This window comes from Microbacterium songi (genome assembly GCF_042747925.1).
In the GTDB taxonomy this organism is placed as follows: Bacteria; Actinomycetota; Actinomycetes; order Actinomycetales; family Microbacteriaceae; genus Microbacterium.
This window is the reverse complement of the sequence record NZ_JBHZIE010000007.1, coordinates 18,950-39,600: the sequence shown is the minus strand read 5'-3', so window position 1 is coordinate 39,600 and position 20,651 is coordinate 18,950. Positions and strand designations below refer to the sequence as shown.

Annotated in this window: 21 protein-coding genes; all 21 read left to right on the top strand. The window is 67.3% G+C overall.

The genetic code is table 11. The features are described 5' to 3' along the window. Window positions 1-5 precede the first annotated feature (5 nt). The 21 genes from ACFM35_RS10070 to rpmC all read left to right on the top strand — a co-directional run bounded on the left by ACFM35_RS10070 (window position 6) and on the right by rpmC (window position 20,605). Window positions 6-479, top strand: a complete 474-nt coding sequence (locus ACFM35_RS10070) for a DUF6121 family protein (RefSeq protein WP_378841570.1) — start codon at window positions 6-8, stop codon at window positions 477-479. 76 nt (window positions 480-555) lie between these two features. Beyond that, window positions 556-1,227: a spermidine/putrescine ABC transporter substrate-binding protein gene (locus ACFM35_RS10065; RefSeq protein ID WP_378841724.1), complete on the top strand. Its 672-nt coding sequence runs from the start codon at window positions 556-558 to the stop codon at window positions 1,225-1,227. 108 nt (window positions 1,228-1,335) lie between these two features. Further along, window positions 1,336-2,916, top strand: coding sequence for a DUF5684 domain-containing protein (locus tag ACFM35_RS10060; protein ID WP_378841568.1), 1,581 nt, complete (start codon window positions 1,336-1,338; stop codon window positions 2,914-2,916). 315 nt (window positions 2,917-3,231) lie between these two features. Next, a complete protein-coding gene (gene rpsL / locus ACFM35_RS10055) occupies window positions 3,232-3,600 on the top strand; it encodes a 30S ribosomal protein S12 (RefSeq protein WP_378841566.1) in 369 nt (122 codons plus the stop codon). Between the two features lie 5 nt (window positions 3,601-3,605). Further along, window positions 3,606-4,076, top strand: a complete 471-nt coding sequence (rpsG, locus tag ACFM35_RS10050; RefSeq protein ID WP_378841564.1) for a 30S ribosomal protein S7 — start codon at window positions 3,606-3,608, stop codon at window positions 4,074-4,076. Between the two features lie 105 nt (window positions 4,077-4,181). Next, window positions 4,182-6,296, top strand: coding sequence for an elongation factor G (gene fusA / locus ACFM35_RS10045; protein WP_378841562.1), 2,115 nt, complete (start codon window positions 4,182-4,184; stop codon window positions 6,294-6,296). 159 nt (window positions 6,297-6,455) lie between these two features. After that, complete coding sequence (gene tuf / locus ACFM35_RS10040) at window positions 6,456-7,649, top strand: elongation factor Tu (RefSeq protein WP_378841561.1); 1,194 nt, start codon at window positions 6,456-6,458, stop codon at window positions 7,647-7,649. Window positions 7,650-7,954: 305 nt separating this feature from the next. Further along, the gene (locus tag ACFM35_RS10035; protein ID WP_378841559.1) at window positions 7,955-12,247 is read left to right on the top strand and encodes a DUF7933 domain-containing protein; all 4,293 of its coding nucleotides are present in this window, start codon (window positions 7,955-7,957) and stop codon (window positions 12,245-12,247) included. A gap of 80 nt (window positions 12,248-12,327) precedes the next feature. Then, the gene (locus ACFM35_RS10030) at window positions 12,328-13,833 is read left to right on the top strand and encodes a SpaH/EbpB family LPXTG-anchored major pilin (protein WP_378841557.1); all 1,506 of its coding nucleotides are present in this window, start codon (window positions 12,328-12,330) and stop codon (window positions 13,831-13,833) included. A 9-nt stretch (window positions 13,834-13,842) separates the two neighbouring features. Beyond that, window positions 13,843-14,790, top strand: a complete 948-nt coding sequence (locus ACFM35_RS10025; RefSeq protein ID WP_378841555.1) for a class C sortase — start codon at window positions 13,843-13,845, stop codon at window positions 14,788-14,790. 86 nt (window positions 14,791-14,876) lie between these two features. Next, the gene (locus tag ACFM35_RS10020) at window positions 14,877-15,092 is read left to right on the top strand and encodes a hypothetical protein (protein ID WP_378841553.1); all 216 of its coding nucleotides are present in this window, start codon (window positions 14,877-14,879) and stop codon (window positions 15,090-15,092) included. 487 nt (window positions 15,093-15,579) lie between these two features. Continuing rightward, a complete protein-coding gene (gene rpsJ / locus ACFM35_RS10015; protein ID WP_378841551.1) occupies window positions 15,580-15,888 on the top strand; it encodes a 30S ribosomal protein S10 in 309 nt (102 codons plus the stop codon). Window positions 15,889-15,896: 8 nt separating this feature from the next. Then, window positions 15,897-16,556, top strand: a complete 660-nt coding sequence (gene rplC, locus ACFM35_RS10010) for a 50S ribosomal protein L3 (RefSeq protein ID WP_378841549.1) — start codon at window positions 15,897-15,899, stop codon at window positions 16,554-16,556. Window positions 16,557-16,560: 4 nt separating this feature from the next. Next, window positions 16,561-17,235, top strand: a complete 675-nt coding sequence (gene rplD / locus ACFM35_RS10005; protein WP_378841547.1) for a 50S ribosomal protein L4 — start codon at window positions 16,561-16,563, stop codon at window positions 17,233-17,235. Beyond that, complete coding sequence (gene rplW, locus ACFM35_RS10000) at window positions 17,232-17,531, top strand: 50S ribosomal protein L23 (RefSeq protein WP_378841545.1); 300 nt, start codon at window positions 17,232-17,234, stop codon at window positions 17,529-17,531. The genes rplD and rplW overlap by 4 nt, the downstream gene beginning before the upstream one ends. Before the next feature lie 26 nt (window positions 17,532-17,557). Next, on the top strand, window positions 17,558-18,397 hold the full coding sequence (rplB, locus tag ACFM35_RS09995) for a 50S ribosomal protein L2 (protein ID WP_378841543.1): 840 nt from the start codon (window positions 17,558-17,560) through the stop codon (window positions 18,395-18,397). Between the two features lie 12 nt (window positions 18,398-18,409). After that, a complete protein-coding gene (rpsS, locus tag ACFM35_RS09990) occupies window positions 18,410-18,691 on the top strand; it encodes a 30S ribosomal protein S19 (RefSeq protein WP_378841541.1) in 282 nt (93 codons plus the stop codon). Between the two features lie 24 nt (window positions 18,692-18,715). Further along, complete coding sequence (rplV, locus tag ACFM35_RS09985; RefSeq protein ID WP_378841539.1) at window positions 18,716-19,111, top strand: 50S ribosomal protein L22; 396 nt, start codon at window positions 18,716-18,718, stop codon at window positions 19,109-19,111. Then, window positions 19,111-19,872 (top strand): 30S ribosomal protein S3, encoded by a 762-nt coding sequence (gene rpsC / locus ACFM35_RS09980; protein ID WP_378841537.1) that lies wholly within the window; start codon window positions 19,111-19,113, stop codon window positions 19,870-19,872. Before rplV ends, rpsC begins: the two co-directional genes overlap by 1 nt. Further along, window positions 19,872-20,291: a 50S ribosomal protein L16 gene (gene rplP / locus ACFM35_RS09975; protein ID WP_378841535.1), complete on the top strand. Its 420-nt coding sequence runs from the start codon at window positions 19,872-19,874 to the stop codon at window positions 20,289-20,291. Before rpsC ends, rplP begins: the two co-directional genes overlap by 1 nt. Further along, window positions 20,291-20,605, top strand: a complete 315-nt coding sequence (rpmC, locus tag ACFM35_RS09970) for a 50S ribosomal protein L29 (protein WP_378841533.1) — start codon at window positions 20,291-20,293, stop codon at window positions 20,603-20,605. The genes rplP and rpmC overlap by 1 nt, the downstream gene beginning before the upstream one ends. The last annotated feature ends 46 nt before the right edge of the window (window positions 20,606-20,651 follow it).

The window sequence follows — 20,651 nt, the reverse complement described above, 5'->3', positions numbered from 1 at the left end:
CGGGAATGCCCGAGCCGTCGGGCGTTCCCGTCCGCCCGGGCATGGCGCTCGTCTTCTCGCTCGTCGGCTTCTTCGCGCTCGCGATCTTCGGGTTCGGAATGACGAGTCTCATCACCGACTCCGACGTCATCGCGGTCGAAGGGCTCGGACCCATCCCGGGGGTGTTCGCGCTCGTGTGCGCGGCTGGGGGATTCGCGGGTTCCCTGTGGCTCGGCATCCGCAGCGTCCACCCGTCCTACGTCGTCGCACTGCCGGTGGCGATCGCGTCGTTCCTGTTCTATCTGGTGGGTCTCGGCTTCGGCGCGCTGGTCGGCGACGCCGGCCTCGTCCAGGCGGTGGCAGCCGTCGGTGGCGTGGCGACGTCTTGGTTCGGAATGGTCGTCGCGGTCACCGGCCTGGTCTGCGCCGCAGGCGGTGTCGCGCTCGTCCGACCGCGGACCGCACGCCCCCATTGGCCGTGGGAGAACGGCGACGAGTAGTCACGACATCCCCTTCCCGCGGAATCATCGCCGGTGAACCGGCGATTCCCGGATGCAGCGCAGTACGGTGGAGCACGTGGAGCGTTCGCTCGAGACTCAGGTGAGCCAGGCGGTGGATGTCTGGTTGCGCTGGCTACCCCGCTGGGAGCCCGCGACACACCGTGGACGGATCGCTCCCTGTCGGCGCTGCTTCGGTTCGCCCGTGCTGTCGGCAGCGGGACTCGGCGCCGACGTGCCGCACGGCGTGCAGCACGGACTGTCCACGCGCATCAAGACCATCGTCGATCACTCGGTCGCCGAGTACACGGCTCGGAACCTTCCGATGCTGCAGACCGAGCTCGATCAGCAGTCGGAGCGCAACCGCGCACGCAGCTATCGCCCGGCGGAGGGCCTTGAGCCGGAGTTCGAGGGTCTCCCGCTCGACCCCGAGCCGGTCCCCGGCGCGCCCTTCCTCTTCACGATCTCGGAGCTCGCCGAGGAGGCGGCCGCGGATGTCCCGGCACTGCCGCCGCTCACCCCCGCGGCGAAGGCGGCATTGCGCCAAGAGGTCGGTCTCGCCGACGATTACGCGAACATGATCGGGCGGGAAGTCTGCGCGATCCTGCTCCACCATCGTCTGCGCATCCAGGCGGCCATCGCGCAATACGTCGAGCCGCAGATCGAGGCGATGCTCGACGAACTCACCCGATCGCTGGACGCTCCCTTCGACCCGCGAGACTCCGGGGACGCCGGTTCTCCACCCCGCTGAGGGGCCTTCGTCGGCCCTCGACGTCGACGGCACCGTGTCGAGTATTCTGATCTGGCCCGAGATCGCCGAGAGGAGGGGGCGCGTTCTGCATCGGACACGCCCGCGTACATGAGTGACCTTTCCCCCGTGATCATCGGAGTCTTCCTCTGGCTGGCCGTCTACGTCTGGACCGCCGCCAGCCTGCACGCACTGTTCCGCAAGGCCGGCGAGGAAGGCTGGAAGGCCTGGGTGCCGTTCCTGAACGTCGCCACGCTGCTGCAGCTGGGAGGGTTCTCCGGCTGGTTCGTCCTGCTCGGCCTCGTGCCGCTGGCGAACATCGGTCTGCTGGTCCTCCTGATCATCGCCTACCACCGCATCAATCTCGCTTTCGGCTACGGCGTGGGCATGACCGTCCTCGCCGCCCTGCTGCTACCGGTCTGGTCGAGCATCCTCGGATGGGGTTCCGCGCGATGGGTGGGAGCGCCCACGGCCGCCGCAGGACCGATGCGCAGAGGCGAGGGCGGTGACCACGGGCAGAGAGCACCGGCGGCCTACCACCCGGCGGTGAGCGGAGACGCGCCGACCAGGGCGTCTGCCACGTCCGGTCCCGCCGACGCGTCGTCCGTTCCACCACTGCCGCCTCGCCCACCGCTGCCTCACACGAGCCCGTCGTCGACCGGCAGGACCGACGACACCCGCCGTCCCGTCGCTCCGGCCTGGGCGCCGAGCGTCGACTCGGCTCCCGCGCCCCGCCGTTCGTCCGCCGTCTCCGCAGACGAGCTTTCTCACCCCACCGCGACCGTCGCTCAGCCTCCTGCCTTCGTGCCGACGCCCGTGCCGACTGCGGCGCCGACCGCGTCGCCTGCCCCTGCGCCTTCGGCGACGTCCTCGTCCCGAGAGGAGGATGCCGCGCCGCTGGACTGGTGGGCGGTCCCCCCGGTCCCGCCTCTGGCCGACGAACCCCCGCTGCCCCGTCGTTCGAACGCGGTGGGGCTCGATCCCCTCGATGAGGACACCCGCGACGTCGGCGGCCTCGGTCGTGACGATGCGGCCGTGCCTGCCGATGCGGATGCGTGGGCTGCTCCCGAGATCGCGCCGCCTCCGCCGGCGTACTCGGCGGGGCCGCTCCGGTCTCGTCGTGCCGCACCGGCGCCGGACGAATTCGCGGACGAACCGTTCGACACGTCCTTCGAGGTCTCGGCGGTTGCAGGGGCCCCCACGCTGGGTGCGCCGGTGTCCGCGATGTCCTCCGTCTCGGCCGTCCAAACCGGTGCAGCTCTGCCGGACGACGCGGTGTTCCGCGTCGACGAGTCGCCGCTCGACGACGACGATGACGTCTTCGACGAGACCGTCGTGGCCGTCCGCCGTCGCGCGGTGTGGCACCTGAGCCCGCCGCTGGGCGCACCGATCGCGGTGACGAGCGACGTGCTGATCCTCGGTCGGCGACCGGCGACCGATCCCGACTTCCCCGACGCTCAGCTCGTCCCGATCTCGGACGAGACGCGGACGATGTCCAAGACGCACGCCCGGCTGGAGTTGCGCGGCGACGAGTGGGTCATCATCGACCTGGATTCGACGAACGGCGTCGTCCTGCTGCGGGACGACGGCACGGAGGAGGACGCCGCACCGGGGGTGGCCGAGCCCGTCGGCACGAGCTTCCTCCTCGGCGACGCGGAGCTCCATCTGATCAGGGACGTCCCCCTGACCTGAGGTGTTCGCGGCAGGCGATCATCGCGAGACCGGCCACGTTTGACCCACCCGGGTGATCACGCGTATCATTGGAGGGTGTGCGCTCATGCGCGCCCTGCGTTGTGCCTCGGCACAGCATGGGGAGCTGCCGCACCATCTCAGGGAACCGACCTGCGAACAGGTCAACCCCCACGGCATGTCCACCACACACCCGACGGTCATTCTGTCGCGCAGGTGGATCCACGTGAACCCGTTCGTCACGAATCGAAAGATTCGGGATGCCTCGGTGGAGAGAACACGAACGCTGTCACCGTGCAGCAACAACAAGGAGAGAACGTGCCAACTATTCAGCAGTTGGTTCGCAAGGGACGCTCGCCCAAGGTCACGAAGACCAAGGCGCCGGCGCTCAAGGCGAACCCGCAGCAGGCGGGTGTCTGCACCCGCGTGTACACGACCACGCCCAAGAAGCCGAACTCGGCGATGCGCAAGGTCGCCCGTGTGAAGCTCCGCAACGGCGCCGAGGTCACCGCCTACATTCCCGGCGAGGGTCACAACCTGCAGGAGCACTCGCTCGTGCTCGTCCGCGGCGGTCGCGTGAAGGACCTCCCCGGTGTGCGTTACAAGATCGTCCGTGGCGCCCTGGACACCCAGGCCGTCAAGAACCGTAAGCAGGCTCGCAGCCGCTACGGCGCGAAGAAGGGCTGACCCCGATGCCTCGTAAAGGTCCCGTCACCAAGCGCCCCGTCGTCAACGACCCGGTCTACGGTGCTCCGATCGTCAGCCAGCTCGTGAACAAGATCCTCGTGGACGGCAAGAAGTCCATCGCCGAGTCGATCGTCTACACCGCCCTCCGCGGCGTGGAGGCCAAGAACGGCGGCGACGCGGTCGCCACCCTCAAGAAGGCGCTCGACAACGTCCGCCCCACCCTCGAGGTCAAGAGCCGCCGCGTCGGTGGCTCCACCTACCAGGTGCCGATCGAAGTCAAGCCGCACCGCGCGAACACGCTGGCGCTGCGCTGGCTCGTGAGCTACGCCAAGGGCCGTCGCGAGAAGACGATGATCGAGCGTCTCCAGAACGAGATCCTGGATGCCTCGAACGGCCTGGGTGCCGCGGTCAAGCGCCGCGAGGACACCCACAAGATGGCCGAGTCGAACCGCGCCTTCGCGCACTACCGCTGGTAACCCGCTTCGTCTCCGACTTCGCTCGCTCACCGACCGACCCCGGTCGGTGAGCGAGCGGGCGAGACGGAACGCCTCTGAACCAAAACCACAAGTAAGGACATCCCCGTGGCACAAGACGTGCTCACCGACCTCACCAAGGTCCGCAACATCGGCATCATGGCTCACATCGATGCCGGCAAGACGACGACGACCGAGCGCATCCTGTACTACACGGGAACCAACCACAAGATCGGCGAGACCCACGACGGCGCCTCGACGACCGACTGGATGGAGCAGGAGCAGGAACGTGGCATCACGATCACCTCTGCTGCAGTGACCTGCTTCTGGGACAAGAACCAGATCAACATCATCGACACCCCCGGCCACGTGGACTTCACGGTCGAGGTGGAGCGCTCGCTCCGCGTCCTCGACGGTGCCGTCGCCGTCTTCGACGGCAAGGAGGGCGTCGAGCCCCAGTCCGAGACCGTCTGGCGTCAGGCCGACAAGTACAACGTCCCCCGTATCTGCTTCGTCAACAAGATGGACAAGCTCGGCGCGGACTTCTACTTCACCGTCGACACGATCATCAACAAGCTGAAGGCCAAGCCGCTGGTCATCCAGCTGCCCATCGGCGTCGAGAACGACTTCGTCGGCGTCGTCGACCTGGTCGAGATGCGAGCGCTGGTCTGGGCGGGCGACTCCAAGGGTGATGTCACCATGGGCGCCAAGTACGACGTGCAGGAGATCCCGGCCGACATGGCCGATGTCGTCGCGAAGTACCGCGAGATGCTGCTCGAGACGGTCGCCGAGACCGACGAGGAGCTGCTCGAGAAGCACTTCGGTGGCGAGCCCCTGACGGTCGCCGAGATCAAGGCTGCGATCCGCAAGCTCACCGTCAACTCGGAGATCTACCCCGTGCTCTGCGGCTCGGCGTTCAAGAACCGCGGCGTCCAGCCGATGCTCGACGCGGTCGTGGACTACCTTCCGTCGCCGCTGGACGTACCGGCCATCGAGGCTCATGACCCGAAGAACGAAGAGACGGTCATCCTGCGCCACTCCGACCGCGAGGAGCCGTTCACGGCCCTGGCGTTCAAGATCGTCACGCACCCGTTCTTCGGTCGCCTGACCTACATCCGCGTGTACTCCGGCCACTTGGATTCGGGTGCGCAGATCGTCAACTCGACCAAGTCCAAGAAGGAGCGCATCGGGAAGATCTTCCAGATGTACGCCAACAAGGAGAACCCGGTCGATTCGGTCACCGCCGGTCACATCTACGCCGTCATCGGCCTCAAGGACACCACCACGGGCGACACGCTCTCCGATTCGCAGCACCAGGTCGTGCTCGAGTCGATGACGTTCCCCGAGCCGGTCATCGAGGTCGCGATCGAGCCGAAGACGAAGGCCGACCAGGAGAAGCTGGGTCTTGCGATCCAGAAGCTCGCCGAGGAGGACCCGACGTTCCGCGTCGAGCAGAACTCCGACACCGGTCAGACCGTCATCAAGGGCATGGGCGAGCTTCACCTCGACATCCTCGTCGATCGCATGAAGCGCGAGTTCCGCGTGGAGGCGAACGTCGGCAAGCCGCAGGTCGCGTACCGCGAGACCATCAAGAAGTCGGTCGACCGTCACGACTACACGCACAAGAAGCAGACCGGTGGATCGGGTCAGTTCGCGAAGATCCAGTTCGCGCTCGAGCCCCTCGAGGTGACGGCCGACAAGACCTACGAGTTCGAGAACAAGGTCTCCGGTGGTCGTATCCCGCGCGAGTACATCGCGCCGGTCGACCAGGGCTTCCAGGACGCCATGAACGTCGGCGTGCTCGCCGGCTACCCCATGGTGGGTGTGAAGGCCATCCTCATGGACGGTGCGTCGCACGACGTCGACTCGTCCGAGATGGCGTTCAAGATCGCCGGTTCCATGGGCTTCAAGGAGGCCGTCCGCAAGGCGAACCCCGTCATCCTCGAGCCGATCATGTCGGTCGAGGTCCGTACTCCCGAGGAGTACATGGGCGACGTCATCGGCGACCTCAACAGCCGCCGTGGCCAGATCCAGTCGATGGAGGATGCCGCCGGCGTCAAGGTGGTCCGTGCGAACGTCCCGCTGTCCGAGATGTTCGGCTACATCGGCGACCTCCGCTCGAAGACCTCCGGCCGCGCCGTCTACTCCATGGAGTTCGACAGCTACGCCGAGGTCCCGCGCGCCGTCGCGGATGAGATCGTCCAGAAGACCAAGGGCGAGTAGTCCGCCGGATACTGCGGCCCCAGGGTCGCGGCATCCGCTCATTCACAACTTCACAGTTTCACCCCATCCCTCCCTACTAAAGTAGGAACCAATCCCCGTAGAGAACCGGTCGCAAACCAGTGCCCGGAACTCCTACAAGAACGTCCTGAGGAGGACCCAGTGGCTAAGGCCAAGTTCGAGCGCACCAAGCCGCACGTGAACATCGGAACGATCGGTCACGTCGACCACGGCAAGACCACGCTCACCGCAGCGATCTCCAAGGTGCTTGCAGACAAGTACCCGTCGGCGACCAACGTCCAGCGCGACTTCGCGTCGATCGACTCGGCTCCCGAGGAGCGCCAGCGCGGCATCACGATCAACATCTCGCACGTCGAGTACGAGACGCCGAAGCGCCACTACGCGCACGTCGACGCCCCGGGTCACGCTGACTACATCAAGAACATGATCACCGGTGCCGCCCAGATGGACGGCGCGATCCTCGTGGTCGCCGCGACCGACGGTCCCATGGCTCAGACGCGTGAGCACGTGCTGCTCGCCAAGCAGGTCGGCGTGCCCTACCTGCTCGTCGCGCTGAACAAGTCCGACATGGTCGATGACGAAGAGATCCTGGAGCTCGTCGAGCTCGAGGTCCGCGAGCTCCTCTCGAGCCAGGACTTCGACGGCGACAACGCCCCTGTCGTCCGCGTCTCGGGCCTGAAGGCTCTCGAAGGCGACGCCGAGTGGGTCGACAAGATCCTCGAGCTCATGGAGGCCGTGGACTCGTCGGTTCCCGACCCCATCCGCGACAAGGACAAGCCGTTCCTCATGCCCGTCGAGGACGTCTTCACGATCACCGGTCGTGGCACGGTCGTCACGGGCCGCGCCGAGCGTGGCACCCTGTCGATCAACTCCGAGGTCGAGATCGTTGGTCTGCGCCCGACGCAGAAGACGATCGTCACCGGTATCGAGATGTTCCACAAGCAGCTCGACGAGGCCTGGGCCGGCGAGAACTGTGGTCTGCTCCTGCGTGGCACCAAGCGTGACGACGTCGAGCGCGGCCAGGTCGTCGTGAAGCCCGGTTCGGTCACGCCGCACACCAACTTCGAGGGCACGGCGTACATCCTGTCCAAGGAGGAGGGTGGGCGTCACAACCCGTTCTTCACGAACTACCGCCCGCAGTTCTACTTCCGCACCACGGACGTCACCGGCGTCATCACGCTGCCCGAGGGCACCGAGATGGTCATGCCCGGCGACACCACCGACATGACGGTCGAGCTGATCCAGCCCATCGCCATGGAAGAGGGCCTCGGCTACGCGATCCGTGAGGGTGGCCGCACCGTCGGCGCCGGCACGGTCACGAAGATCATCAAGTAGGTTCTCCTACTCGCAAGGGGTCGTGCCTTCGGGCACGGCCCCTTCGTCGTACCCGGCGCGTCCGCATCGGGCGGCGGGCCTGTCGCTCCCGGTCCTGACAGCCCGGTTGGGCGTCGATCGTGCGTGATCCTGGTCGGAAAGCGGTGTCCTTGTCCCCCATTTGTCCGGGTTGACGGCCTTCCAGATCGGCCATAGCGTGAAAGCGTTGCCTCTATAGGCGACGATTTTGCCCGATCTCGATGCGGCCGGTCCTCGCCCGGCAGTCTCGTCCCGTGGTCCGGGGGGACCACTGAACAAGGATGCCGATGGACTCTCTTCGTCGCGCCCGCAGACACGTGCGAGGCGGCGGTTTCGCCGTGTCGACGGCGTTGGTGGCCGCGCTGATCGGCGGCCTTCTCGGATCCCCGAGCGGGCAGGCGGCGGCAGCGGTGCCCTCACCGACGCCGACGACCACGTCCGCGGTCGAAACACCGGCGCCGACGCCCTCGGAGACCGAAGAGCCCTCGGAAGGCGTCGATCTCGCGGAGACCGCGACACCGGAGCCCAGCGACAGCTCCTCACCCGCGCTGCCCACGGATGACCCGGACACGGCCGACGCGGGCGTTCCGGTGCCCACGACCGCACCGGTGCCCGGTGAGACCCCCGCGGGGGAGGCGTCCAGTCCGACGACCGACGCGCCGGCGCCCGACCCGCACAGCTGGGAGGAGCAGCCCCGCGCGGGACCATTCTCGGCCAGGGCGGAATTCGGGATCCTCGCCGCCGGTGTCCCCGACGCGCCGACGCAACTGGCGATCGAGACATTCGAGCAGAATCAGGCGAACGTGCCGACGGGCATCGCGACATACCCGACCTCGGGCGCGGCGCGCTACACGGCCGCGGCATTCTGGCAGTCCACGTCGAACTGCACGGGTGTGCTGACGAACTACGACGCGGTGTTCCCGGGCAACACCTACTGCTCGACGCTGCTGGGCCTGGGTACCCTCCCGCAACGACAGACGCGTCGCATGGCGGATGTGCTCGGCCAGGTGTCGGCCGGCGTGGTGGGTGGAGCGACGACGGCCGTCAATCAATCCTCGGCGACGACGCGGGCCAACCACGCACTCGCGGCGACCACCGCGGCGACCATCTCGTCCTCCGCGAATCAGATCGTGATCGAGTCCGCGGCGGCGACGGGCATCGCTCCGACCGCATCGCGCTACTACACCCTGGGTCTCGACATGGTCGGCGACGAGTGCGGCTCGACACAGGCCCAGCTCGACATGTTCTTGCTCATCGGCACGACGCCGCGTCAGTTGACGGCGTCCGCGTTGAACGCCTGCGCGCTCACCGGCAACCTTTACACGTCGCCCACGATCAGCACCACGAACCCCGTGGACGTCGCGTGGGGTGCATCCGTCAAGGCGGCCCGGCTGACCGCCGACACCGCCGTGCTGCTCACCGCCGCAGAGGCGACCGCGGCACGTGTGCGCGTCACGAACCGCACCGGCGCAGTGAACGGGAACGTCTTCGCGATCGACAACGTTCGGCTGCTCGATGCGACCCCGGCGCTGGATGTCGCTTTCGCGCCGGCCTCGGTGCCCGCGGGCACGGTCTCGACCCTGACCTACACCGTCACGAACACCAGCGAAGCAGCTGCCAAGCCCGACTGGTCGTTCTCGAACAGCCTCCCGGCGGGTCTCGTCGTGGCACCGACACCCGCCGTGGGTGGGACGTGCGCGAACTCGACCGGAACGGCTTTCGCCGTCACGGCCGCGGCGGGCGCGTCCACCGTCTCCGCCGTCGGCGGCGACCTGGTAGCTGGCACGACGTCGTGCACCGTCACCGTGAACGTGCTGTCGACCTCTGTCGGCAGTTACACGGTCGGGCAGGCCGACCTGACGACGCCGCTCCTCGACGACACCACGGCGACGCTCGCCGTCACGGCGGCCACCACCATCACCGTCCGGAAGAACATCGTGTCTCGCGCGTCGTCGACGGATCAGTTCACGCTGTCGCTCCGCAACGGCACGACGGTACTCGCATCCGCGACGACGACCGGCACCGCGACGGGTCTCCAGGCCGCTCAGGTGAATCGGTACATCGTCCAGCCCAACACCACATACACGATCCATGAAGCCCCCGTATCGGGTGCGGGACTCGCGTACGGAAGCAGCTACGAGTGCGTCCGCGGGGGAACCGTCGTGGCTGCCGGGGCGAATCCGGCGGGGACGATCACGACACCGGCCGACCAGGGCGCCGAGATCGTCTGCACCTTCACGAACACGACGCAGACGGTGCGGCTCGCCTGCGACACCAACCACTTCTACTCGGTGAGCCCCGCCGGGTCGCTGGTGCAGGGCGACATCGTCTCGGGGACGACGACGACGGTGGGTTCGTGGTCCGCGGCGACGTCCAGCAACGCGCTCGGCATCGGTGCGGGGGGCACGATCGCCTACTCGATCGACAGGTCCTCGGATGGCACGGACGTCACCTCCGTTCTCAAGTGGAGCGCCGGCGGCGGATTCCAGACCCTCCCCGGCTCGAGCTTCGCCACGGTCGCCGGCGGAACAGAGATCACCGGCTCGATCGTGGCCGGAGCGGTCGACCTGTCGGGCCAGCGCTATGTCTTCGGCAAGTTCGCCAACTCGCAGTTCTATCTCTGGAGCTTCACCGAATCGAACCCCACCGCCACCCGGTTCGCGTTCCTGGGGTCGTTCCCCACCGGATCCGCGCCGAACGGCAACGGCGACATCGCCTTCGACGCCCGGGGAAACCTGTACGTGCTGGGCGCGACCAGCGACACGTCCAACAGCGCCGCGATCTTCACGGTCACCGCCGCGGCACTGGCCGCCGGGACGGGGGGAACGCTCGCCGTCGGAGCATCCACGTCGAAGGTGTTGGCCGGCACCGATACGAGCCCGACCTTCGGAAGCGTCAACGGCATCGCCTTCACTCCGCGGGGAACCGCCTACCTGTCCTCGACGACATCGGCGTACGAGTTCGACCCCACGACGTGGACCCGTGTCCCGAACACCCCTCGGGTGGCCATCGACTCCACCGACCTCGCGGGGTGCACGTCGCCGTCCACCCTGACGGTGCAGAAGAACATCGTCGGCCGGGCCGCGACGGCCGACCAGTTCCAGCTGACGGCGAGCAACGGCGCCGTCACCATCGCCACGGCCACCACCACGGGCTCGGCGGTCGGTCGGCAACCCGCGCAGATCGGACCCGTGCCCGTCGTCACGGGCACCTCCGTCACCATCTCCGAGGCGATGGCGACAGGCTCGACGTCGGTGATCGGGATCTACACGACCATCTACGAGTGCTGGGCCGACGGTGTCAGGCTCGCCACCGGCACGACCACGACGGGTTCCGTGACGATACCCGCCCGGCTGAGTGCTCAGGTCGTCTGCACCTACTTCAATTCGCCCCGGGCGGCATCGTCCGTCACCGTCACCAAACTCGTCCAGGATCCGGTGTCCGGCGTCACGCAGCCCAGCGCCGGCTGGACACTCGGCGTGTCCGCCGCGGCCACAGCCGGGGCCGCGACGGTTCTCCCCAGTGAGGCTCCACAGCAGCAGTCGGATGCTGCGGGGACGGCTGTCTGGTCGGTGCTGTTCAGCGCTGTCACGGCGCGCGCGACGCTCACCATCTCGGAGGTGCAGCGTACGGGCTTCACATTCGTCTCCGGATCGTGCACGGTCAACGGCGTCGCGACCCCGGTGTCGTTCTCGACCTCGAGCTCCGGGATCGTCAGCGGCACGATCGCCGGTGTGCAGTCGGCGTCGACCGTCGCGTGCACCATGACGAATCGGCCGACGGCGTCGCTGACCCTGGTGAAGATCGTCAGCTCCGGGTCCGCGCTCCCCACCGATTGGGTGCTCTCGGCCGTCGGCCCCACAGGCGCCCTCCCCGGTCCGAGCGGACGTTCCGGGAGCGCTCAGGCGACGGCCGTCCCGGTGACGCCGGGCCTGCCCTACCGGCTGGGCGAATCGGCCGGCTCGCTGGTGTACGTGCAGACCGGAGCATGGCAGTGCGTCACTGGTACCGGTCAGCAGGTCGCGGTCTCGTCGGCAGGAGACGTCGTCGCGCCGTCGTCGTCGACGGTGACCTGCACGGTGACCAATGCCACAGCATCCATCACCCTGCTGAAACAGGTGCAGAGTCCGCAGACCGGCTTCCAGCCCGCGAACTTCCGGGTCACGGCGACACCTGCCGCGATCAGTGGCGGAGTGGTTCCGACCGAGAGCCGGCTGGGTGCCGACTACTCCGCGACGGGAAATCCGTCGAGCACCTTCGAGGTGCGGCCCGGGCATTCCTACACCCTGACGGAGGCCGCGGCGGACCCCGCGCGTCCCCTGGCGTACCGACAGCTGCGTCTCGAGCGCCTCGTCGGATCGACATGGACTCCCGTGTCGTCCGCGACCGTCACGGCCCCGGCAGCGGGCCAGGCGGCGATCTACCGATTCGTCAACGCGCCCGTGCTCCCTCCCCAGCTGCCCTTGACCGGCGGCACCGGAACCGACGTGTACCTGTACACCGGATCCGCCGTGCTGGTCCTCGCACTTGCCCTCGCCGTCTGGCACGGGCGACGCCGTACGCGAAGGAGTGCCTTCTGACACCGATGACTCTTGCGCCCGGTACCCGTTCCTCACCTCACACAGTTCCACACCACCTCATCACCGAATGGAGAAATCCCATGTCCTCGTCCACTCTCCGGCGGGTCACCGCCGCTCTCGGCGCGCTGGCTCTGGCCGCCGGCGCGGCGATCGTGACCGTCACACCCGCGCAGGCCGTCACCTCGCCGGGAAACATCGACACCACGCAGCCACGCAGTCTCACCGTGCACAAGTTCGCGCTCGGCCCCGGAAACGGGGCTCAGGCGGGCACGGGTCAGGAGCTCCCTGCCGGCACCAACCTGGGCACCCCCCTGCCGGGGGCGGTCTTCACCGCGACGCTGGTCGCGGGCGTGGACCTCACGACGCCCGAGGGCTGGGCCATCGCGACCAACCTGACCCCGCAGACGGCGTCGACACGCCTCTCCACGACGTCGTTCACCTCAGCGCCCTCGTCCGCGAACGGCACCGCGACCTTCCCGTCGACCATGCCGATCGGCCTGTTCTACGTGCAGGAGACGGTCCTGCCCGCAGACGCGACCAACCCCACGGCACCGTTCCTCGTGTCCCTGCCGCTGCCCACCGGACCGTCCGGCGCGCCGGCGAACCAGTGGATCTACGACGTGCACGTCTACCCGAAGAACGCGGTGACCGAGCTGACCAAGACGAGGGTGGTTCCCGCGGCGAACTCCGCTGAGGCGCGCAACCCCGACCTGATCCGCTGGGCGATCGCCTCCAGCATCCCCACGCTGGCGGCGGGCGACACGATCACCAACTTCACGCTGGTGGACAACGTCCCGACCGACCTGGAGTTCGTCGCCACGCCGCCGGCAGGCGTCTCGCCCACGACCGTGACGGTCACCAGTGCCGCCGGCATCGCGCAGTCGTTCGCCATCGGCACGGACTACACGGTCACGAACACGGCCGCGACCTCGACACTGGCGTTCACCCCCGCGGGACTCGCTCGTCTGACTCTTCTGCAGGGTGGGGTCGTGTCCTTCAACGTGCTGACGCGGGCCGTGTCGATCCCCGGCAACGGACTCATCGTCAACAGCGCCACGGGCAACATCAACGGCGCGGTCGAGACGGTGACGGGTACGACGCCGATCGGTCAGTTGACGGTCTCCGCGTACTCGGCCGGCAACGGCAGCCCGCGGGCACAGCTCGCAGGCGCGGTCTATCAGGTGTACCTGAACCAGAACGACGCGAACCTGCAGCAGAACGCGATCCTCATCAACGGGATCACGGACTGGACGACCGCGGCGAACGGCCTCGTCGCGATCCCGATCATCACCCCCGGTAACTACTACGTGCGTGAGATCACCCCGCCCACCGGCTTCAACCTGCCGACGTCGAACCCGGTGCAGACGGTCGTCGTCGCCGGCCCGAGCTCGACCGTTCCGCCGGTGCAGAACTACGTCGAGTTCAACCACACCCAGGTGTCGGCAGCGAACTTCCTCCTGCCGCTCACGGGTGGCGATGGCGGTGTGTGGTTCGGTGTCGGCGGTGGCGCCCTCGTCATGCTGGCGATCGGCGCCGCGCTCATCGTGTCGCGTCGCCGTGCGCTGGCCGAGCGCGCGTCCGCGTAGCCTGACGTGATGACAGCGAAGGCGGGGCGTCGGCACGACGCTCCGCCTTCGTCGTTCCCGGCAGCGGCCACGCAGGCCCCGACGCGCCGGATGCTGCGCCGATCGACGGGGTGGCGGCTTCCCGCCGTCCCGCTCGCGATCGCGCTCGTCTGTCTCGCCGGCGCCGGACTGCTTCTGTTTCCGACGATCGTCTCCTGGTTCAGCCAATACGAGCAGTCGCAGCGCATCGATCAACTGACCCACGACGTCGCCGACCTCGGCGCCGAGACGCTGCACGAGCGCGTGCAGGAGGCTCGGGCGTACAACGCAGCGCTGACCGGCGGCGGCGCGAACATCGCCGCGAACGAGCGACTGCCGCTGGCGGACGAGCCCACCCCGGACGGCGACTACGCGGATGTACTCCGCGCCGATGCCGACGGACTCATGGCGCGCCTGAAGATCCCGTCCATCGATGTCGACCTGCCGATCTACCACGGCACGAGCAACGAGGTCCTGGACCACGGTGTCGGCCACCTCGAAGGCACGGCCGTTCCAGTGGGCGGAGCATCCACTCACTCCGTCCTGACGGCGCACCGTGGCCTGGCGACGTCGGAACTGTTCACGCACCTCGACCGGGTCCGACTCGACGACGTCTTCACCGTGGAGGTCTTCGGCGAGGTGCTGGCCTACCGGGTGATCGACACACGGGTCGTAGAACCGTCCGAGACGGAGGCTCTGCTCCCCGAGACGGGCAAGGACCTCATCACCCTGGTGACCTGCACGCCGCTGGGCGTCAACAGCCATCGCATCCTGGTGACGGGGGAGCGCATCATCCCCACTCCGGTGCAGGATCTCGCGGACGCCGGCCAGCGCCCCGACATCCCCACCTTTCCATGGTGGGTCCTCATCGCGGTCGGGGTGATCCTGGTGCTGGTGCTCTACGTCTGGCTCTCCGGTCGGCCTCATCGACGGCCGTGACGCGGGGTGACCGGGGTGTGGCGGGCGGCGGGCCGAGCCGCCACAATGTATCTCGACGTCCACGTCGGGCGAAGAAGGAGTGGGATATGGGCATCGATGACCTCGTGAACCAGGGCAAGCAGTTCCTCGATCAGAACAAGGACAAGATCGGCGACGCACTGAAGAGCGATCAGGCCGAGCAGGTGAGCGACAAGGCGCTCGACGCGGCCGCCGAGTTCGTGAAGAAGATCGCTCCCGACAGCGTGGACGAGAAGGTCGACGGCATCCGTGCCTCCGTCGACAAGCAGATCGGCACCGAGTAGGCATTCGCACCAGAGGCGGCCGGCGCGGATGATCCCGCCGGCCGCTTCCGCGTGTGTGGGCGACCCACCTGCGAAGCGGCTGAGTCCAGGGCTGCGCGACACGCCCGAGTTTGCGACACGCCCGGGCGACACGTAGACTACTGAGGTTCCACATTCCGGCGGTTGCACTCGTGTGCCCCGGATCACTGCCAGGGCAGTGCATAGGCGGCGCTCCGGCGCACAGTCTAGGCCGCGGGCAGCAGGACGATAATCCACTTCTCCACCCGGTTCGCGCCGGGCGCACGCGTGCGTGCCGGGGAAGCGGAGCCGGATGCCTCGGCAGCCGGTCTGACAGCTGAACAGTGGTGCAGCATGCGCCGCGGCAACGCGGTGAACGAAGTGCCTATGGGTGCGGGATAACGGATCCCACACCCCCGTGCGTCCAATGCGGTTCACGGTCCTGACACAGGGCCGGGGACGTAAGACGCGAGAAGAGAGAGAGCAGACAATGGCGGGACAGAAGATCCGCATTCGCCTGAAGTCGTACGATCACGCAGGCCTCGATTCGTCGGCCCGCAAGATCGTCGACACCGTGACCCGTGCAGGCGCGACCGTCGTGGGCCCCGTGCCCCTTCCGACCGAGAAGAACGTCGTCGCCGTCATCCGGTCGCCCCACAAGTACAAGGACAGCCGCGAGCACTTCGAGATGCGCACCCACAAGCGTCTGATCGACATCATCGACCCGACGCCCAAGGCCGTCGACTCGCTGATGCGTCTCGACCTGCCGGCCGATGTCAACATCGAGATCAAGCTCTGAGGTTCGACATGGCTGACATCAACTCAAAGATTTCGAAGGGACTGCTGGGCACGAAGCTCGGCATGACCCAGGTCTGGAACGACCAGGGCAAGCTCGTCCCCGTCACCGTCATCGAGGTGGCGCCGAACGTGGTCACCCAGGTTCGCACCCCCGAGAAGGACGGCTATAAGGCCGTGCAGATCGCCTACGGGCAGATCGACCCCCGCAAGGTGAACCAGCCGCTGACCGCGCACTTCGAGGCCGCCGGCGTCACGCCGCGCCGTCACCTCACCGAGGTCCGCACCGCGGACGCCGCCGACTACACGCTGGGCCAGGAGCTCACCGTGGACGGCGCGTTCGAGGCCGGCCAGCTCGTCGACGTCGTCGGCACGAGCAAGGGCAAGGGCTTCGCCGGTGTCATGAAGCGTCACAACTTCAAGGGCGTCTCGGCATCGCACGGTTCGCACCGCAACCACCGCAAGCCCGGCTCGATCGGCGCATCGTCGACTCCGAGCCGTGTCTTCAAGGGCATGCGCATGGCCGGCCGTATGGGTGGCGAGCGCGTGACCGTCCTCAACCTCACGGTGCACTCCGTCGACGCCGAGAAGGGTCTGCTGCTCGTCAAGGGCGCCGTCCCCGGTGCTCGCGGCCGCATCGTCTACGTCCGCAACGCAGTGAAGGGGGCCTAGTCTCATGGCCGACTCGACTCTCGCGCTCGACGTCCTGACCGCCGATGGCAAGAAGGCAGGCTCCGTCGAGCTGCCCGCCACGGTGTTCGACGTCAAGACGAACATCCCGCTCATCCACCAGGTCGTCGTCGCGCAGCGCGCGGCGGCTCGCCAGGGAACCCACTCGACCAAGCGTCGCGGTGAGGTCTCGGGCGCCGGCCGCAAGCCCTTCAAGCAGAAGGGCACGGGTAACGCCCGTCAGGGATCGATCCGCGCGCCGCACATGACCGGTGGTGGCATCGTCCACGGACCCAAGCCGCGCGATTACTCGCAGCGCACGCCCAAGAAGATGATCGCGGCAGCCCTCCTGGGCTCGCTCAGCGATCGTGCTCGGGGTAACCGGCTGCACGTCGTGGAGTCCTTCGCCATCGAGGGCGCGCCTTCGACGAAGGCGGCTTCTTCGGTGCTCGCCGGGTTCTCCGCGACCAAGAACGTCCTCGTGGTCATCGACCGCAACGACGAGATCACGGTCAAGAGCGTGCGCAACCTCGCGTACGTTCACGTGCTGACGTTCGACCAGCTCAACGCCTACGACGTGCTCGTCTCGGACGACATCGTCTTCACCAAGGCCGCATACGACGCCTTCGTCTCGGCGAAGCTCGCGGCCAAGGCCGACGCCAACGAGGAGGTGACGGCATGACCGCCGTCAACAAGGACCCCCGCGACATCATCCTGAAGCCGGTCGTATCGGAGAAGAGCTACGGGCTCATCGACGAGGGCAAGTACACGTTCTATGTGGACACCCGTGCGACCAAGACGGAGATCAAGCTCGCGATCGAGAAGATCTTCGGCGTCAAGGTGGCCGCGGTCAACACGATCAATCGCGTGGGCAAAGCCCGCCGGACCCGCTTCGGCACGGGGAAGCGCAAGGACACCAAGCGCGCCATCGTGACCCTGAAGTCGGGCACCATCGACATCTTCACGGCAGTCGGCTGACGGCCGGGACAGAGGACTAGAGAACAATGGCAATTCGCAAGTACAAGCCCACGACCCCGGGTCGTCGCGGCTCGTCGGTGGCCGACTTCGCTGAGATCACCCGATCGACGCCCGAGAAGTCGCTCCTCCGCCCGCTCAGCAAGACGGGTGGCCGCAACAACCAGGGTCGCATCACCACCCGTCACATCGGTGGTGGGCACAAGCGCCAGTACCGTGTCATCGATTTCCGTCGCAACGACAAGGACGGCATCGACGCGAAGGTCGCTCACATCGAGTACGACCCGAACCGCACCGCGCGCATCGCCCTCCTGCACTACGCAGACGGTGAGAAGCGCTACATCATCGCGCCGAACAAGCTCTCGCAGGGCGACGTCGTCGAGTCGGGTGCCGGCGCGGACATCAAGCCCGGCAACAACCTGCCGCTGCGCAACATCCCCACCGGTACCGTGATCCACGCGATCGAGCTGCGTCCCGGTGGCGGTGCCAAGATGGCGCGTTCCGCCGGAGCATCCGTTCGCCTCGTGGCGAAGGACGGCATCTACGCCCAGCTGCGTCTGCCCTCTGGTGAGATCCGCAACGTCGACTCGCGCTGCCGCGCGACCATCGGCGAGGTCGGCAACGCCGAGCAGTCGAACATCAACTGGGGCAAGGCCGGTCGCAACCGCTGGAAGGGCATCCGCCCGACCGTCCGCGGTGTCGCGATGAACCCGGTCGACCACCCGCATGGTGGTGGCGAGGGCAAGACGTCCGGTGGACGTCACCCGGTGTCGCCGTGGGGCCAGAAAGAGGGCCGCACGCGTCACGCCAACAAGGAAAGCGACAAGTACATCGTCCGTCGTCGCAACGCCGGCAAGAAGCGCAAGTAGGAGTAGAGGAAGATGCCACGCAGTCTTAAGAAGGGCCCCTTCGTCGACGATCACTTGCTTCGCAAGGTCGTCGTCCAGAACGAGGCGGGTTCCAAGAACGTCATCAAGACCTGGTCACGTCGCTCGATGATCGTGCCGGCCATGCTCGGCCACACGATCGCCGTCCACGACGGTCGCAAGCACATCCCCGTGTTCGTGACCGAGACCATGGTCGGACACAAACTGGGCGAATTCGCGCCCACCCGCACCTTCCGCGGCCACGTGAAGGACGACAAGAAGGGCCGTCGCCGCTAACGCGGTGGCGCAGAGGAGAGAGAAATGGTGGACTCCATCGCACGCGTGCGACACATCCGCGTGACCCCTCAGAAGGCTCGTCGTGTCGTCGCTCTCATCAAGGGGAAGCAGGCCGAAGAGGCCCTCGCCATCCTGAAGTTCGCGCCGCAGAGCGCGAGTGAGCCGATTTACAAGCTGGTTGCGTCTGCGATCGCGAACGCTCGAGTGAAGGCAGACTCGACGAACGAGCACCTGGATGACCAGGACTTGTACGTCAAGAACGCCTTCGTCGACGAGGGTTCGACGCTCAAGCGCTTCCGGCCCCGCGCACAAGGTCGCGCGTTCCAGATCAAGAAGCGCACGAGCCACATCACGGTCGTGCTTTCCACGCCCGAGGTCGCTGACGCGGCTCCGGCCGCCCAGCAGAAGGCGAGCAAGTAATGGGCCAGAAGGTAAACCCGTACGGCTTCCGCCTCGGCATCACCACTGATCACGTGTCGCGGTGGTTCTCGGATTCGACGAAGCCCGGACAGCGCTACGCCGACTACGTGGCCGAGGACATCAAGATCCGTCAGCTCCTCCAGAAGAACCTGGACCGCGCGGGCGTCAGCAACATCGAGATCGAGCGCACCCGTGACCGCGTTCGCGTCGACATCCACACCGCCCGCCCGGGCATCGTGATCGGTCGTCGCGGCGCCGAGGCCGAGCGCATCCGCTCCGACCTCGAGAAGCTCACGAGCAAGCAGATCCAGCTGAACATCCTCGAGGTGAAGAACCCCGAGGCCGACGCTCAGCTGGTGGCGCAGGGTATCGCCGAGCAGCTCACCGCTCGTGTGGCATTCCGCCGCGCGATGCGCAAGGGTCTGCAGGGCGCCCAGCGCGCCGGCGCCAAGGGTGTCCGCATCCAGGTCTCGGGCCGTCTCGGCGGCGCCGAGATGAGCCGGTCGGAGTTCTACCGCGAGGGTCGTGTGCCGCTGCACACGCTGCGGGCGAACATCGACTACGGCTTCTACGAGGCCAAGACCACCTTCGGCCGCATCGGCGTGAAGGTCTGGATCTACAAGGGCGATCTCACCAACAAGGAACTCGCACGCGAGCAGGCCAACGCGCCGAAGGCTCCCCGCGGTCGTGACGACCGTGGTGGCGACCGTCGTCGTGCGCCCCGCACCGAGGCCCCCGTCGCAGAAGGAGCGTCTGCCTGATGCTTATCCCCCGCAAGGTCAAGTACCGCAAGCAGCACCACCCGGGTCGTTCGGGCCAGGCAACCGGTGGCACGAAGGTGTCGTTCGGTGAGTACGGAATCCAGGCCCTGACGCCCGCCTATGTGACGAACCGTCAGATCGAGTCCGCTCGTATCGCGATGACCCGTCACATCAAGCGTGGCGGCAAGGTGTGGATCAACATCTACCCCGACCGTCCGCTGACCAAGAAGCCCGCCGAAACCCGCATGGGTTCCGGTAAGGGTTCGCCCGAGTGGTGGGTCGCGAACGTCAAGCCGGGTCGCGTCCTCTTCGAGGTCGCCGGTGTCAACGAGGAGCTCGCTCGCGAGGCCCTGACCCGTGCAATCCACAAGCTGCCCCTGAAGGCACGCATCATCAAGCGCGAGGAGGGCGACGCGTAATGGCGATCGGCACCAAGCAGCTCGCTGTGAGCGAGCTCGATACGTTCGAAGACCAGCGCCTCGTCGAGGAGCTGCGCAAGGCCAAGGAAGAGCTGTTCAACCTGCGCTTCCAGTCGGCCACCGGCCAGCTCGAGAGCCACGGCCGCATCCGTGCGGTCAAGCGCGACATCGCGCGGCTCTACACCGTGATCCGTGAGCGCGAGCTCGGCATCCGTGCCACGCCCGCTCCCGTTGAGGTCGCGACGAAGGCGAAGAAGACGAAGGCCAAGAAGGCGGACGCCGCCGACGAGGCCGTGAAGGAAGAGGCCGAGTGATGGCTGAGACCACTGAGAAGAAGGCCGCGCCCAAGAAGGCTGCGCC